13 protein-coding genes are annotated in these 13,874 nt (G+C 71.7%); 9 read left to right on the top strand and 4 right to left on the bottom strand.

Going from position 1 to position 13,874, the window contains the following annotated elements:
• Nucleotides 1–115 precede the first annotated feature (115 nt).
• The 5 genes from ACI2L1_RS01330 (at nt 116) to ACI2L1_RS01310 (ending at nt 6,212) form a co-directional block, all read left to right on the top strand.
• Nucleotides 116–2,683, top strand: a complete 2,568-nt coding sequence (locus ACI2L1_RS01330) for a hypothetical protein (protein WP_404737235.1) — start codon at nt 116–118, stop codon at nt 2,681–2,683.
• Nucleotides 2,684–2,792: 109 nt separating this feature from the next.
• A complete protein-coding gene (locus tag ACI2L1_RS01325) occupies nt 2,793–3,704 on the top strand; it encodes an ABC transporter ATP-binding protein (protein ID WP_404737234.1) in 912 nt (303 codons plus the stop codon).
• A complete protein-coding gene (locus ACI2L1_RS01320; protein WP_404737233.1) occupies nt 3,701–4,441 on the top strand; it encodes an ABC transporter permease in 741 nt (246 codons plus the stop codon). The genes ACI2L1_RS01325 and ACI2L1_RS01320 overlap by 4 nt, the downstream gene beginning before the upstream one ends.
• Nucleotides 4,438–5,598 carry a sensor histidine kinase gene (locus tag ACI2L1_RS01315; RefSeq protein ID WP_404737232.1) on the top strand — a complete coding sequence of 387 codons (1,161 nt, stop codon included), beginning with the start codon at nt 4,438–4,440 and terminating at the stop codon, nt 5,596–5,598. The genes ACI2L1_RS01320 and ACI2L1_RS01315 overlap by 4 nt, the downstream gene beginning before the upstream one ends.
• Nucleotides 5,595–6,212, top strand: a complete 618-nt coding sequence (locus ACI2L1_RS01310; RefSeq protein ID WP_404737231.1) for a DNA-binding response regulator — start codon at nt 5,595–5,597, stop codon at nt 6,210–6,212. Before ACI2L1_RS01315 ends, ACI2L1_RS01310 begins: the two co-directional genes overlap by 4 nt.
• A gap of 97 nt (nt 6,213–6,309) precedes the next feature.
• On the opposite strand, the gene ACI2L1_RS01305 is transcribed toward ACI2L1_RS01310, so the two are convergent.
• Together ACI2L1_RS01305 and ACI2L1_RS01300 are read right to left on the bottom strand one after the other, a co-directional pair.
• On the bottom strand, nt 6,310–7,161 hold the full coding sequence (locus tag ACI2L1_RS01305; RefSeq protein WP_404737230.1) for a transglutaminase-like domain-containing protein: 852 nt from the start codon (nt 7,159–7,161) through the stop codon (nt 6,310–6,312).
• A 29-nt stretch (nt 7,162–7,190) separates the two neighbouring features.
• On the bottom strand, nt 7,191–8,195 hold the full coding sequence (locus ACI2L1_RS01300) for a GNAT family N-acetyltransferase (RefSeq protein ID WP_404737229.1): 1,005 nt from the start codon (nt 8,193–8,195) through the stop codon (nt 7,191–7,193).
• A gap of 140 nt (nt 8,196–8,335) precedes the next feature.
• On the opposite strand from ACI2L1_RS01300, the gene fdxA reads away from it, so the two are divergent.
• Both fdxA and ACI2L1_RS01290 read left to right on the top strand, forming a co-directional pair.
• Nucleotides 8,336–8,653, top strand: coding sequence for a ferredoxin (gene fdxA, locus ACI2L1_RS01295; protein ID WP_007384503.1), 318 nt, complete (start codon nt 8,336–8,338; stop codon nt 8,651–8,653).
• Between the two features lie 114 nt (nt 8,654–8,767).
• Nucleotides 8,768–9,862, top strand: a complete 1,095-nt coding sequence (locus tag ACI2L1_RS01290; protein WP_404737411.1) for a bifunctional succinyldiaminopimelate transaminase/glutamate-prephenate aminotransferase — start codon at nt 8,768–8,770, stop codon at nt 9,860–9,862.
• Nucleotides 9,863–10,038: 176 nt separating this feature from the next.
• On the opposite strand, the gene ACI2L1_RS01285 is transcribed toward ACI2L1_RS01290, so the two are convergent.
• Together ACI2L1_RS01285 and ACI2L1_RS01280 are read right to left on the bottom strand one after the other, a co-directional pair.
• Nucleotides 10,039–10,494 carry an ATP-binding protein gene (locus tag ACI2L1_RS01285; protein ID WP_404737228.1) on the bottom strand — a complete coding sequence of 152 codons (456 nt, stop codon included), beginning with the start codon at nt 10,492–10,494 and terminating at the stop codon, nt 10,039–10,041.
• 274 nt (nt 10,495–10,768) lie between these two features.
• The gene (locus ACI2L1_RS01280) at nt 10,769–11,737 is read right to left on the bottom strand and encodes a heavy metal transporter (protein WP_404737227.1); all 969 of its coding nucleotides are present in this window, start codon (nt 11,735–11,737) and stop codon (nt 10,769–10,771) included.
• 84 nt (nt 11,738–11,821) lie between these two features.
• Between ACI2L1_RS01280 and dapE the strand changes: the two genes are divergently transcribed.
• Entirely contained in the window at nt 11,822–12,901 is a 1,080-nt protein-coding gene (dapE, locus tag ACI2L1_RS01275; RefSeq protein ID WP_404737226.1) for a succinyl-diaminopimelate desuccinylase, read from the top strand.
• A gap of 111 nt (nt 12,902–13,012) precedes the next feature.
• Nucleotides 13,013–13,771, top strand: a complete 759-nt coding sequence (locus ACI2L1_RS01270) for a TIGR00730 family Rossman fold protein (protein ID WP_404737225.1) — start codon at nt 13,013–13,015, stop codon at nt 13,769–13,771.
• Nucleotides 13,772–13,874: the final 103 nt, after the last annotated feature.

Genomic DNA, 13,874 nt, shown 5'->3' with positions numbered 1-13,874 from the left:
TTTCCCCAGCGGTCGTGGGATACGGGCCAGAAGTGGCCAGTATGGTGGTGCGCGCCGCCGACGCCCGAAGCAGTGAGGTCGAAACGGGCGGCGGAGCCAACCGGGAGAACCTGCCTTGAGTCGTGAAACTGACAGTCCGTCCTCCGGGCCCAACGGGCGCGGCGGAGCCGCCTACCCCTCGGGCACGCCGCCGTACGGGACGCCCCAGGTGTCCGACGGCGGTCCGGACGCGGGCCGTTCGTCCGCGCAGCCGGAGGAGCGCAAGACCGAGACCACGCTGACGACCCGGATCCGGATCAACATCCCCGGATCGCGGCCCATTCCGCCGGTCGTCATGCGCCAGCCCGTCGGCGATACGGAGGGCTCCGCCGACACCGGCCCGGTGGCCGAGGCACCGGCGCCGAGTCCCTCCTCGACCACGGGCACCGTCGAGCTTCCCGCCGAACCCACCCCGCCCGCCGCCGAGGAGAAGACGAGCGACTGGTTCGCGCCCCGCAAGTCCGGCCCCGCCAAGGGTGGTCCGGGCGGCGATGCCACCAACGGGCAAGGTCTGCCGGGCGGTTCGGGCGCGGGAGCGCCGGGTGTGGCGGGTGCGGGTGCCGGTGGTCCCGGTGCGCCCGTTTCCGGTGGTGCGCGTCACGGGGCCGGTCGGCCCGGTGGCGTGGTCGGCTCGATGAGCGTGCCGGGCGGTTCCCGCTCCGGCGGCACGAACGGCGCCGGGCTCCCTGGCGCCACCGGCGGTCCGGTGGCTCCCGGCCACGGCGGCGGCACGGGCTCCTTCGACGTCACCGAGGCCCTGAACGCCGGACAGCGCGGCACCGAACCCCGCCGCGACGACCTCCCGTACTTCGCGGAGAACGGCAACGGCTCCGTCGGCCCGAACGGGGGGAGCGGCCAGGGCGGTTTCGGCGGCCAAGGCGGTCAGGACGCCCTGAACGGCCAAGGCGGCTTCGCGGGCCCCGGCGGTCAGGACGGCCCGAACGGCCAGAGCGGGTTCGGCACGCAGGGCGGCCCTGGTGGGCCCAACGGGCAGAACGGCCAGATCGACTACGGCGGTCAGGGCGGCCAGATCGACTACGGCGGCGGCTTCGGCGGACCGAAGGGCCCCGGCGGCCCGGGCGGAACCCACGGCCCCGCAGGCCCCACCGGCGGCCCGGTCACCGGCGACGGCCCGGTCGTACCGCCCGCCGGACCGGACCCCTTCGCCAGGCCCGAGTCCTTCGGCGGCGAGTCCTTCAACGGCTCCGACGGTTTCGGCGCGCAGGACGGACCCGGCGCGCAGGGCGGACCCGGCGGCACGGGCGGATCCGGCGGCCCGGGCGGCCCCCGCCGCAAGGGCGGCCCCGGCGGCGCCCCAGGTATCTCCGGCGGCTTCGCAGGCCCCGGCGCTCCGGGCATCTCCGGCGGTCAGCCCGGCCAGTCCACGCAGGGCGGCCCCGGCACCCTCGGTCGCCCCGGCGGTCCCGGCGCCCCCGCACCCGGCGCTCCCGGCGCGGGCCTCGGCCCCGGCGGCGGACTGAGCGACGACACCGCGATCCTCACCCCGCAGAAGCCGGCCCCCGAACCGGGCGGCCCCGGCTACGGCAACCCGGACAACGTCTCCGGGCACACCGTCACCAGCGGCATCCCGGTCGTGCCCCCCGGCACGCAGGGACACGTCACCGACGGTCCGCACACGGCCCCGAAGCTGCCCGACACCGCATCGCAGGAGCCGGCCGCCTCGTCCAAGAAGAAGAAAAAGAAGGGCCGCAGCAAGCTGGCGATGGTCGGCGGCACCGTGGTCCTCCTCGGCGTCGGTGCCTACGGCGCCGGCCTGCTGATGAACCGTTCCGACGTGCCCAAGGGCACCACCGTGCTCGGTGTCGACATCGGCGGCGGCACCCGCGACGACGCCGTCAAGAAGCTCGACGACGCCTTCGGTGACCGGGTGAACGAGGCGCTGAAGCTGTCGGTCGGAGGCGGCACCGTCTCGCTCAAGCCGGACCAGGCGGGTCTCCAGCTCGACGAGCAGGCCACGGTCGCCGCGGCCGCCAAGAGCGACTACAACCCGGTCTCGGTCATCGGTTCCCTCTTCGGCAACCACCGGGTCGTCGACCCGGTCATGCCCGTCGACGAGGAGAAGCTCCGGGCGGCCCTGGAGGACGCCTCGGGCGGCTCCGGCTCGTCCACGGACGGCACGATCAAGTTCGAGAACGGCAAGGCCGTCGCCGTGTACGGCAAGGCCGGCAAGGGCATCGCCGTCGACCAGTCGGTCTCGGCGGTCGAGGAGGCGTACCGCGCCCAGGTCGAGACCGGCACCGCCGGTTCCGTCACGCTCCCGACGACCACCAAGCAGCCGTCGATCTCGAACTCCGAGGTCGACCGGATGATGAAGGAGTTCGCGGAGCCCGCGATGTCCAGCGTCGTCACCATCCAGACCGACGCGGCGCACAGCATCAAGTTCGGCTCGCTCTCCCTGCCGAAGATCCTCGGCTTCAAGGCGGTGGGCGGCAAGCTCGTGGAGACGTACGACCTCGAAGCGCTCAAGGAGGCGTACGGCACCACCTTCGCCGGCGTGCAGATCAACGGCGCCAGCGGCAAGCGTGACGTCCTGCCGCAGGATGTCGCCTCCGCACTGGGCAAGGCACTGCGCGCGAAGACGGCGGCGGACCGCACCGTGACCATCGACACCGACCCGAGCTGACCGACCCGCGGAAACCGCACCGGAGTGCCGCCCGACATGACATCTGTCATGCGGCACTCCGGACGGCCGACACTGCCCGCCGCCGCACCCTCGAAGCCACCATGGCCGTATGACAACGACAGCCTCGGTGGTCGCGTTCGACCAGGTGAGCAAGGCATACGGCGAAGTACGGGCCGTGGACGGACTGTCCCTGACCCTGCGTCCGGGGGAGACCGTGGCGCTGCTGGGTCCCAACGGGGCCGGCAAGTCGACCACGCTCGATCTGCTGCTCGGCCTCAAGCAGCCCGACAGCGGCACTGTCGGGCTCTTCGGCACCACCCCGCGCGAGGCGATAGTCGCCGGGCGCGTGGGCGCGATGCTGCAGAGCGGCGGACTGATGGACGAGGTCACGGTCGCCGAGTTGGTACGGCTCGCCTGTGACCTGCACCCGAAGCCGTACAAGCTGAACGATGTCCTCGCCCGTGCCGGTATCTCCCAGATCGCCGACCGCAAGGTCAACAAGCTCTCCGGCGGCCAGGCCCAGCGCGTCCGCTTCGCCCTCGCGACCGCCGGTGACAGCGACCTGATCGTCCTGGACGAGCCCACGACCGGCATGGACGTCACCACCCGCCAGGCCTTCTGGGCCACCATGCGCGAACAGGCCGACCAGGGCCGTACGGTCCTCTTCGCCACCCACTACCTCGAAGAGGCCGACGCCATCGCCGACCGGGTGCTGGTCCTGCACCGAGGCCGCCTCCTGGCCGACGGCACGGCCGCCGAGATCAAGGCCAAGGCGGGCGCCCGCAGGATCGCCTTCGACCTGGAGGGCACGATCGACGAGGGGCCCCTGCGCGAACTGCCCTTCCTCACCTCAGTCGATATCTCGGGCCGGACCGTCCGCATCCAGTCCACCGACGCCGACGCGACCGTCCACGCCCTCTACGGCCTCGGCGTCTACCCCCGCAACCTCGAAGTCACCGGGCTCGGCCTTGAGCAGGCGTTCGTCGCGATCACCGAGGCCGAGGAGGCCCGTACCCCATGAACGGTCTGATCAAGCTGGAACTCGTCCGCGCCCTGCGCAACCGCAAGTTCCTGTTCTTCTCGGTGATGTACCCGTCCCTGCTGTTCCTGATCATCGCGGGCAACGCCGACAGCACGTCGAAGGTCGACGGCACCGGCCTGACCCTGCCGACCTACATGATGGTCTCGATGGCCTCCTTCGGCGCCCTGACCGCCGTCCTGATGGGCAACAGCGAACGCATCGCCAAGGAGCGGGAGGGCGGCTGGGTACGGCAGCTGCGGCTGACCACGTTGCCGGGCCACGGCTATGTCCTCGCCAAGACGGCGAGTGCCGCCGTGGTGAGCCTGCCCTCGATCGTGGTCGTGTTCGTGGTCGCCGCTGTCGTGAAGGACGTACGTCTGGACGCATGGCAGTGGCTCGCCCTCACCGCCTCGATCTGGGCCGGGAGCCTGGTCTTCGCCGCGCTCGGCGTGGCCATCGGCTATCTCGCGACCGGGGACGCGGTCCGCCCGATCACGATGATCACCTATTTCGGTCTGTCGATGCTGGGCGGCCTGTGGATGCCGACGACGACCTTCCCGCAGTGGCTCCAGGACATCGCCAAGTGGCTGCCCACACATGCGTACGCTGCTCTCGGGCAGGCCATCGAACAGAGCCGCGCCCCGCACGCACAGGACATCGCCATCCTGGCCGTCTCCTTCGCCCTGTTCGCGGGCGGAGCGGCCTGGCTGTACCGGAAGGACACGCTGAAGGCGTGAGCACCGTCGGCATCGGGCAGCGCCCGCAGAACCGCAGGCAGCAGGTCGTCAAGTTCCTCTGGATCGGCATCTGGCTGGCCTATCTGAGCGCGCCCGTCGGCGACCTGCTGCACGGCGGGCACAGCGACGGGGTCACCGTCCTCGGCTGGATCGGCCTGGTCGCCTTCGTGGCCTGGTACTTCGCCCTGGTCTTCCGTACCGGGCGCGGCGAGCTCAACCAGGCGGTACTGGGCTCGGTGGCGGCGCTGGCGGCCCAGTCGACCGTGCTCTCCCTCACCCTGGGCCGGGAGTGGCTCGTCCTGTTCGTGTACGTGGCGATCGCCTCCGGCGCGGCCCTGCCGTTCCGGATGGCCCGCTGGACCGTCCCGGCCGTCTCCGCCCTGCTGACGTGCGTCGCGTTCGCCGTCCCGGGCGGCACGGCGTTCCTGGCCGGACTGCTCTTCCCGGCCCTCCTCGGCGGCTTCTCGATGACCGGCGTACGCGAACTGATCCGTACGACCATCGAGTTGCGCGAGGCCCGCGCCAAGGTCGCCCACCTGGCCGCCAACGAGGAACGCCTGCGCCTCGCCCGCGACCTGCACGACCTGCTGGGCCACTCCCTCTCCCTGATCACCCTGAAGAGCGAGCTGGCGGGCCGGATGCTGCCCGACCATCCCGAGAAGGCGGCCCAGCAGGTCGCCGACATCGAGCAGGTCAGCCGCCAGGCCCTGGTCGACGTCCGCGAGGCCGTCACGGGCTACCGGCGCCCCCGACTGGCCGCCGAACTGGCGGGCGTCGAGGCCGCGTTGACGTCGGCCGGGGTCACCGCTCAGGTTCCCACCGACCCCGACCTCACCGGCGTCCCCGAGGAGAGCGAGTCGGCCCTCGCCTGGGCCCTCCGTGAGGCCGTCACCAACGTCGTACGGCACAGCGGCGCCCGGCGCTGCACCGTGGAGCTGCTGCGCCGCCAGACCCTCGACGGAGCGATGCTCGAACTCTCCGTCGAGGACAACGGCTCCGGAGGCTCGGGAGAGGGCCCCGGCAACGGTCTGACCGGCCTCACCGAACGTCTGGAGAAAGCCGGCGGCACCCTGGAGGCCACCGGCACCCGGCACGGCTTCCGGCTGGTCGCCCGCGTGCCCGCCGGTTCCGCGGCCGACGTAGGATCCGCCTCATGACGAGCCGCACGATCAAGGTCCTGCTCGCCGAGGACCAGTCGATGGTCCGCGAGGCCCTGGCCGCCCTGCTCGGCCTGGAGGACGACATCGAGGTCGTCGCCCAAGTGGCCCGCGGCGACGAGGTCCTGGCGGCGGCCCGCGCCCACGACATCGACGTGGCCCTCATGGACATAGAGATGCCGGGCGCGACGGGCATCGAGGCGGCGGCCCGGCTCCACAAGGAACTCCCGTCGGTGAAGCTGGTCATCCTCACCACCTTCGGCCGCCCCGGCTACCTGCGCAGCGCGATGGAGTCGGGCGCCGACGCCTTCCTGGTCAAGGACGCCCCGGCGGCCCAACTGGCAGCGGCGGTACGCAAGGTGCTGGCGGGGGAGCGGGTCATCGACCCCACGCTCGCGGCGGCGGCGCTGGCGGAGGGCGCGAACCCGTTGACGGACAGGGAGCGAGAGGTCCTGAGGGCAGCGGCCGACGGCTCGACGAACGCCGAGCTGGCCAAGGCACTTCACCTCTCCCAGGGCACGGTGCGCAACTACCTCTCGACGGCGATCCAGAAACTGGCGGTACGGAACAGGGCTGAGGCAGTCCGCATCGCAAGAGAAAAGGGCTGGCTGTAAGCGCTTTGCGTTTTCAGGGGCGCGGGGCTGTATCGATATGCGGCTCCGCCGCGTGGGCGCGACAAGCCCCCACCGGGCTGCACACGCCGCACAACCGTCAGTTCAACCTCGCTCGCGCGGCCCGCGCCTGCTGTCGCAGACGATCCGCAGCGGCCTCGTCCACCGCGACCACCACCCCCGCATACGCCTCCAACTCCTCAGCCCCCTCGACGAAGTCACCGCGCTGCACCAGCAGTTGCGCCCGCTCATAACGCAGTCGCGCCGGATGCGAGGGCAGCAACAAGGCCAACTCCACGGCCCACAGGCCCACGTCCGACCGCTCCGGCCGGGCCGTGGCCCAGGCCCGCACGTTGTTCAGGATGCGCAGGACCACGTCGAGCGGAGCGGCCGGTGTCAGCATCGCCGGGTCCAAGGGCGCCCCGGTCGCTCCCGCCACCAGCAACTCGGCGTCGGCCCCCGCCAGGACCCGCCCCCCGTCGAACGGATCCGCCAGCACCTGCTCCTCCGGCGGCCCGAACCCCACCACGAAGTGCCCCGGCAGGGCCACCCCGTACACCGGCGCCCCGGCCCGCCGAGCCACCTCCATCCACACCACGGACAGCAGGATCGGCAGCCCCCTCCGCCGCCGTAGCACCTCGTGCAACAGCGAGGACTCCAGCCGCTGGTAGTCGGCGGGCGCCCCACGGAACCCACACCGGTCCCCGAGCAGCTCCCGCAGCGACACGGCCCACGACCGCGGACCGCCCGGGCGGAAGGGCAACTGCCCGGCCAGCCGGTCCAGCTCGATCTGCGCCCGGTCGATCCCGGCCTCGTCGAGCTCCCCGTCCGCCTCCGCCCCCAGCAACAGACACAGCGCGGACAGATCGGGCCGCTCGGACCGCGCCTCTTCGGCGAACCGCCTCCGTAGCTCGGCGGAACGTTCGGGCGGTGGCGGATACGGGGGACGCATAGCTGGCTCGTGCCCTTTCGCGGCGATCGCTACCGTGCTCCGCCGGAGAGGCCCGGCTCGCGGTAGTGGTGGTAGGCGTGGTGCGCGGCGAACCCCATCCCGGCGTACAGCGCCCGCGCACCGGCGTTGTCCGACTCGACCTGGAGCCACCCGGCCGACGCCCCCTCGTCGAGCGCCCGCTGTGCCAGCGCGGCCATCACGGTGGAGGCCAGCCCCCGTCGCCGTAGCGAGGGATCCACCTCGACCGCGGCGAACCCGGCCCACCGTCCGTCCACGACACATCGCCCGATCGCGGCCGGCGTCTCCTCACCGGCGACGGTGGCGAACCACACCGACGCCCCGCTCCCCAGCACCCGCAGCGCCACCTCGCTCACCCCCTTGCGCTGATAACGCGCCAGCCAGCCCTCGTCGGCCTCCCGGGACAGCACGACACCCGCGGCCTCGCGATCGGCGACCGGCGCCAGCGCCCCGGTCCACAGCTCCGCCGTCACCTCCCGCGTCCAGCCGCGCGCCTCCAGCTCCGCGCACAGCGTCTCCTGAGTGCCCGCCGCGCCGGTCGCGGTCTGTATGTACGCCGGCAGCCCACGGTCGCCGTACCACCGGCGTACGGCGCTCAGGGCCTCGTCGAGCGGCATGCCGGGGTCGCCGAGCGGGAGGACGGAGTTCGCGCGGCGGGTGAACCCGGAGGCGGCGCGCAGCTCCCACTCGCCGAGCCGCTCGCTCTCCACGGGCCGCCAGCCGCGCGCGGCGATCCGGGCCAGTTCCGCGTACGACGCGGCGGGGCCCCGGCGGCGGGCCGGCTCGGCCGGGACGACCTTGCCCGCCACCAGCGCGGATTCCGGAATGCGGACGCTCTCGCCGTCCCGGCGCGTGATCATCAGCACACCGTTGTCCCATGATGTGAGAACACCCACCGTGTCGGTGAACTTCTCCTGCGTGACGGCGGTTTCGTCCTGGCGTCGCACGGATACCCGTTTGCCCACGTCAGCTGCGGAGATACGGACGACGAGGCGCCCCGCGGCGGAGATTTCCACAGGTCAGTTCACCCCTCCTGTTCGGATCATGCCCAAGAACGGAGATACTAGGGGCGGGCATCGACGACGCCGCGCTCCCGCGCGCGAGGCGGCGGAGCCTGAGGAGGCCCGCCAGCGCCCTATGGAGGAGGAACGACAGCGTGACCTACGTCATCGCGCAGCCTTGTGTCGACGTGAAGGACAAGGCCTGCATCGAGGAGTGCCCGGTCGACTGCATCTACGAGGGCTCCCGGTCCTTGTACATCCACCCGGACGAATGCGTCGACTGTGGTGCCTGTGAGCCGGTATGCCCGGTCGAGGCGATCTTCTACGAGGACGACACCCCGGATGAGTGGAAGGACTACTACAAGGCGAACGTCGAGTTCTTCGACGAGCTCGGTTCGCCCGGTGGCGCCAGCAAGCTGGGCCTGATCGAGCGGGACCACCCGTTCATCGCCGCGCTCCCGCCGCAGGCCTGAACATCCGGCACCCCTGAGGTGTGCCGCCTCGGTCCCGTACGGCCTGATCGCACCGATCGCCGCCGTACGGGACCGAGGCGTTTGCCGTACGACCCGAAAGTGAGCCCGAACGCCGTGTCCGCAGTCTCCGACCGCCTCCCCACCTTCCCCTGGGACAAGCTGGAGCCGTACAAGAAGACGGCCGCCGCGCACCCCGGAGGCATCGTCGACCTGTCGGTCGGCACCCCCGTCGACCCGGTCCCCGACCTGATCCAGAAGGCCCTGATCGACGCGGCGGACTCCCCGGGCTACCCGACGGTCTGGGGCACCCCGGCCCTGCGTGACGCGCTCACCGGCTGGGTCGAGCGCCGCCTGGGCGCCCGCGAGGTCACCCACCGCCACGTCCTGCCGATCATCGGCTCCAAGGAACTCGTCGCCTGGCTCCCCACCCAGCTGGGCCTGGGCCCCGGCGACCGGGTCGCGTACCCGCGCCTGGCCTACCCGACGTACGAGGTCGGCGCACGCCTGGCCCGGGCCGAGTACGAGATCTACGACGACCCGACCGAACTGGACCCGGCGGGCCTGAAGCTCCTGTGGCTCAACTCCCCGTCGAACCCGACGGGCCGGGTGCTGTCGAAGGAGGAGCTGACGAGGATCGTCGCCTGGGCCCGGGCACATGGCGTCCTGATCTTCTCCGACGAGTGCTACCTGGAGCTGGGCTGGGAGGCCGATCCGGTCTCCGTCCTGCACCCGGACGTGAACGGCGGCTCCTACGACGGCATCGTGGCCGTCCACTCGCTCTCCAAGCGCTCGAACCTCGCCGGCTATCGCGCGGCCTTCCTGGCGGGCGACCCGGCCGTCCTGGCGCCCCTCCTGGAGATCCGCAAGCACGGCGGCATGATGACGTCGGCGCCGACCCAGGCCGCGGTGGTGGCGGCCCTGGGCGATGACACCCACGTCCGCGAGCAGCGGGAGCGGTACACGGCTCGCCGCTCTCTGCTGCGCGACGCACTGCTCGGACACGGCTTCCGCATCGAGCACAGCGAGGCCAGCCTCTACCTCTGGGCGACGCGGGACGAGTCCTGCTGGGCGACCGTCGCCCACCTGGCGGCACTGGGCATCCTGGTGGCCCCGGGCGACTTCTACGGCGAGGCGGGCGAGAAGTTCGTCCGCGTGGCACTGACGGCGACGGACGAGCGGGTGCGGGCGGCGGTGGAGCGTCTGGCGTAGCTGCCCCTGCCACCGCCGTGGGTCCTCGATCCGCAGGGCGGAACGGGTGGGCTCGGCCTGGAGCACGGGGCACCGCTCGAAGACGCCCCGGCCCCGACCGCCGCAGGCGGTTCGGCGCACAAGCCGAAGGGGTCCAGGGAACTCCCTGGACCCCGACATCGGCTCAAGCCAGGCGCTTAGCCGAGCGGCAGGCCCTTCGCCGGCAGGGTGTCCGCCGCCGGAAGGCCGCCGCCCTTGGTGAGGGAGTCGGTCGGGACGCCGCCCTTCGTCGCCGTGGACGTTGTGTCGCCGAGGAGGTCCCCGGCGGAACCGGCGGCCTCGCCCGCCGTCTTCTGCGCGGCCGGAGCCGCCTTCTTCACGGCCTTGCCGCTGGTCTTGCCCGCGGTCGGCACGGCCTTCTCGACCGTCTTGCCACCGGTCTTACCCGCGGTTTCGGTCAGGTTCTGCGCGGTGCCGTCCACCGTGTTGCCGACGTCCGCCCCGTCCAGAGCGGTCAGCCCGCCGAGGTTCGGGGTGGCCGGCAGCTGTGCGGGGGCCGCGCTGGCGGCGCCGGCCGCACCGACCCCGGCTGCCGCCCCCGCAGCGACGAGCAGCGCTGCACGGGCGATCCTGCGGGTCAGGGGGAGGGACATGTTGCTCCTTCGACGGAGGAAACGTTGCTAGGACGCCGTGACTACCGCTCGAAGCCGAGGAAGGTTGCGGAGGCACAACGTAAAGAGTTGGCAATGCGTCGCATAATCGCCTGCGGATAAAAACGGGCAAAAAGCTTCCGGTCCGAAAGTCTTTCGAATCCGTGCAGCCCTTTGTTCTCAAGGGTTTTCGCGGATGCGGGGGTGACGGGGCGAAAACCTGCGCACACCCGCTCCGACGGCGGGCGGATGTGACCCTTCCAGGTGATCTTCCGAACTACCGTGCCGTGACTATCCGCACCGAGTCCGTGGCGCCCGCGCTGCCCGCCGACCGCCACCGGCTGTCCGTGTTCCCGGCGGTCCACTGCCGCCCGGCGTACGAGACGCGCTCGATGCGCAGCGCCGAGGAGTTGGCGACGGCCCAGTGCGCGAGCTGCCAGCCGCGCTCCGTGAGACTGCGGTCGGCACCCGGGCTGGAGTCCTTGCGCACGGGAAGGGTCACCGTGCGCGCGTCACCCGTGGTCGGCGTCGGGCTCGGCGACGCCTTGCCGCCCACCTCCGCGGCGGTCGTCTCCAGTGCGTCCCGCCCGAAGTCCCGAACGAGGGCGGACCGCACCGCGTCCGGGCCGGTGGCGGTGGCCTGGGCCGCCTGTGTGGTGTCCTGGCGCCCATCACAGGTGAGGGTGGCCGCCGAGGTGCCCGTGAGGGCGGCGGCGAGCATTGTGGCGTCCGGCTCGTGCTTGGCGTACGCCTCCGGATAGCCGCTGCGCTGCACGCGCTGCGCGGCGACCGTCAGCGGGAGATCCTGGTAGTCGTCCACCTTGACGAGGTGCTTGTAGAACTCGGCCGCCGCGTACGTCGGGTCCTGGATCTCCCGCGCGGTGCCCCAGCCCTGCGAGGGCCGCTGCTGGAACAGCCCGAGCGAGTCACGGTCGCCGTGCGCGATGTTGCGCAGGCCCGACTCCTGGAGCGCGGTGGCGAGCGCGATCGTCACGGCCCGCTCGGGCAGCCCGCGCCCGGTGCCGACTGCGGTGATCGTCGCCGCGTTCACCGCCTGCTCCGGCGTGAAGTCGTACGACGCTCCGCCGGCCTTGCCCGACACGACTCTGCAGACCGGACCGCCCGAGCCTCCGGTGACGTACTGCACCACGAGGTAACCGGCGACCGCGCACAGGACCACGAGGGCCGCCCCGAAGCGGAGCAGGCGGCCGCGGCGCTTACGAGTAGGGGGCAACGGCTCTGGCATCCGGACAAGATACTGGAGAGTACGGAGACGTCCGCGCCGGATGGGGACAGTGGGCGCGATCGGTGGGGCGTTAGGGTCAGGAGCATGGCCGACACCCCTCTTGACCTTACGCTGGACGCAGCTCAGCTCACCGCGCGGCTCGTCGACTTCCCCTCCGAGAGCGGCACCGAGAAGCCCCTCGCGGACGCGATCGAGACCGCTCTGCGCGCCCTGCCGCACCTCACGGTCGACCGCCACGGCAACAACGTCGTCGCCCGCACGAACCTCGGCCGCTCGGAACGCGTCATCCTCGCCGGCCACATCGACACCGTCCCCATCGCGGGCAACGTGCCCTCCCGCCTCGACGACGAGGGCTACCTCTGGGGCTGCGGCACCTGCGACATGAAGTCCGGCGTCGCGGTCCAGCTGCGGATCGCTGCGACGGTCCCCGAACCCAACCGCGACCTCACCTTCGTCTTCTACGACAATGAAGAGGTCGCCGCCCACCTCAACGGCCTGGGACATGTGGCCGAGGCCCACCCGGAGTGGCTGGAGGGCGACTTCGCGGTCCTGCTGGAGCCGACGGACAACCAGGTCGAGGGCGGCTGCCAGGGAACCCTGAGGGTGCTGCTGACGTTCAAGGGAGAGCGGGCGCACTCCGCGCGCGCGTGGATGGGCTCCAACGCGATCCACAAGGCCGCTCCGGCCCTCGCGAAGCTGGCGGCCTACGAACCGCGCAAGCCGCTCGTGGACGGCCTTGGGTACCACGAGGGCCTCAACGCGGTCGGAGTGAAGGGTGGCGTGGCCACGAACGTCATCCCGGACTCCTGCGTCCTGACAGTCAACTTCCGCTACGCGCCCGACCGCAGCGAGGCCGAGGCGGAGGCCTTCGTACGGGATTTCTTCGCGGACTGCGGCGTCGACGAGTTCGTCGTCGACGACCACACCGGCGGCGCCCGCCCCGGCCTCACTCACCCGGTCGCTCAGGCCTTCATGGCCGCGGTCGGCGGAGTGGCCCGCCCCAAGTTCGGCTGGACGGACGTCTCCCGCTTCAGCGCGCTGGGCGTGCCCGCGGTGAACTACAGCCCCGGAGAACCGCTGCTCGCGCACAAGGTGGACGAGCGGGTGAAGGTGTCGCTGATCCCGGAGGCGGAGGAGAAGCTGCGGGCCTGGCTGACGTCGTAAGGAGGCGGTGTGGCGGTGGGCGCTTCATGGCGGACACGCGTACGTCCCCCCTCCGTAACCCGCGTAGATCTAGGCTGAGATGGAAAGACCAGGCAAGCGGAGGGAGCGCACATGGCTACCGGGAACCCCGAGGGCAAGAAGCAGCCGCCGGAGGAGCAGCGCCTGGGACCGGTCCTCCGCAGGCGGGGACAGGTCACGGCGAGCACGACCGACCAGCGCCTGCTGGACGCGGGCGGCCCCTCGGACTGGGTCCACACCGACCCCTGGCGCGTTCTGCGCATCCAGTCGGAGTTCATCGAGGGCTTCGGCACGCTCGCCGAACTCCCGCCCGCGATCAGCGTGTTCGGCTCGGCACGGACGCCGGTCGACTCCCCTGAGTACGAGGCGGGGGTGCGGCTCGGACGCGGCCTGGTGGAAGCCGGCTTCGCGGTCATCACCGGCGGCGGCCCGGGCGCCATGGAGGCGGCCAACAAGGGCGCCTGCGAGGCCAGCGGCACCTCCGTCGGCCTCGGCATCGAGCTCCCCTTCGAGCAGGGACTCAACCCCTACGTCGACATCGGCCTCAACTTCCGCTACTTCTTCGTCCGCAAGATGATGTTCGTGAAGTACGCGCAGGGCTTCGTGGTCCTCCCGGGCGGCCTCGGCACCCTGGACGAACTCTTCGAGGCGTTGACGCTGGTCCAGACCCAGAAGGTCACCCGCTTCCCGATCGTTCTCTTCGGCAGCGAGTACTGGGGCGGCCTGATCGACTGGCTCAAGAACACCCTCGTCGCACAGGGCAAGGCCTCGGAGAAGGACCTGCTGCTGTTCCACGTGACGGACGACGTGGACGAGGCGGTGGCGCTGGTGTCGAAGGAGGCGGGCCGCTAGCGCGGGGCCGTTGCTGGAATTGCCTGGACCGGCAAAATTCAGCCCCTCCGGCGTTTGAGGAGCGGGGGTCGAAGGGGGCGGAGCCCCCTGGAGGACGGGACGG

The sequence above is a fragment of the Streptomyces sp. NPDC019531 genome (genome assembly GCF_044903305.1).
GTDB lineage: Bacteria > Actinomycetota > Actinomycetes > Streptomycetales > Streptomycetaceae > Streptomyces.
The sequence above is the reverse complement of the archived record's forward strand: the minus strand, read 5'-3'. Positions and strand labels throughout refer to the sequence as shown.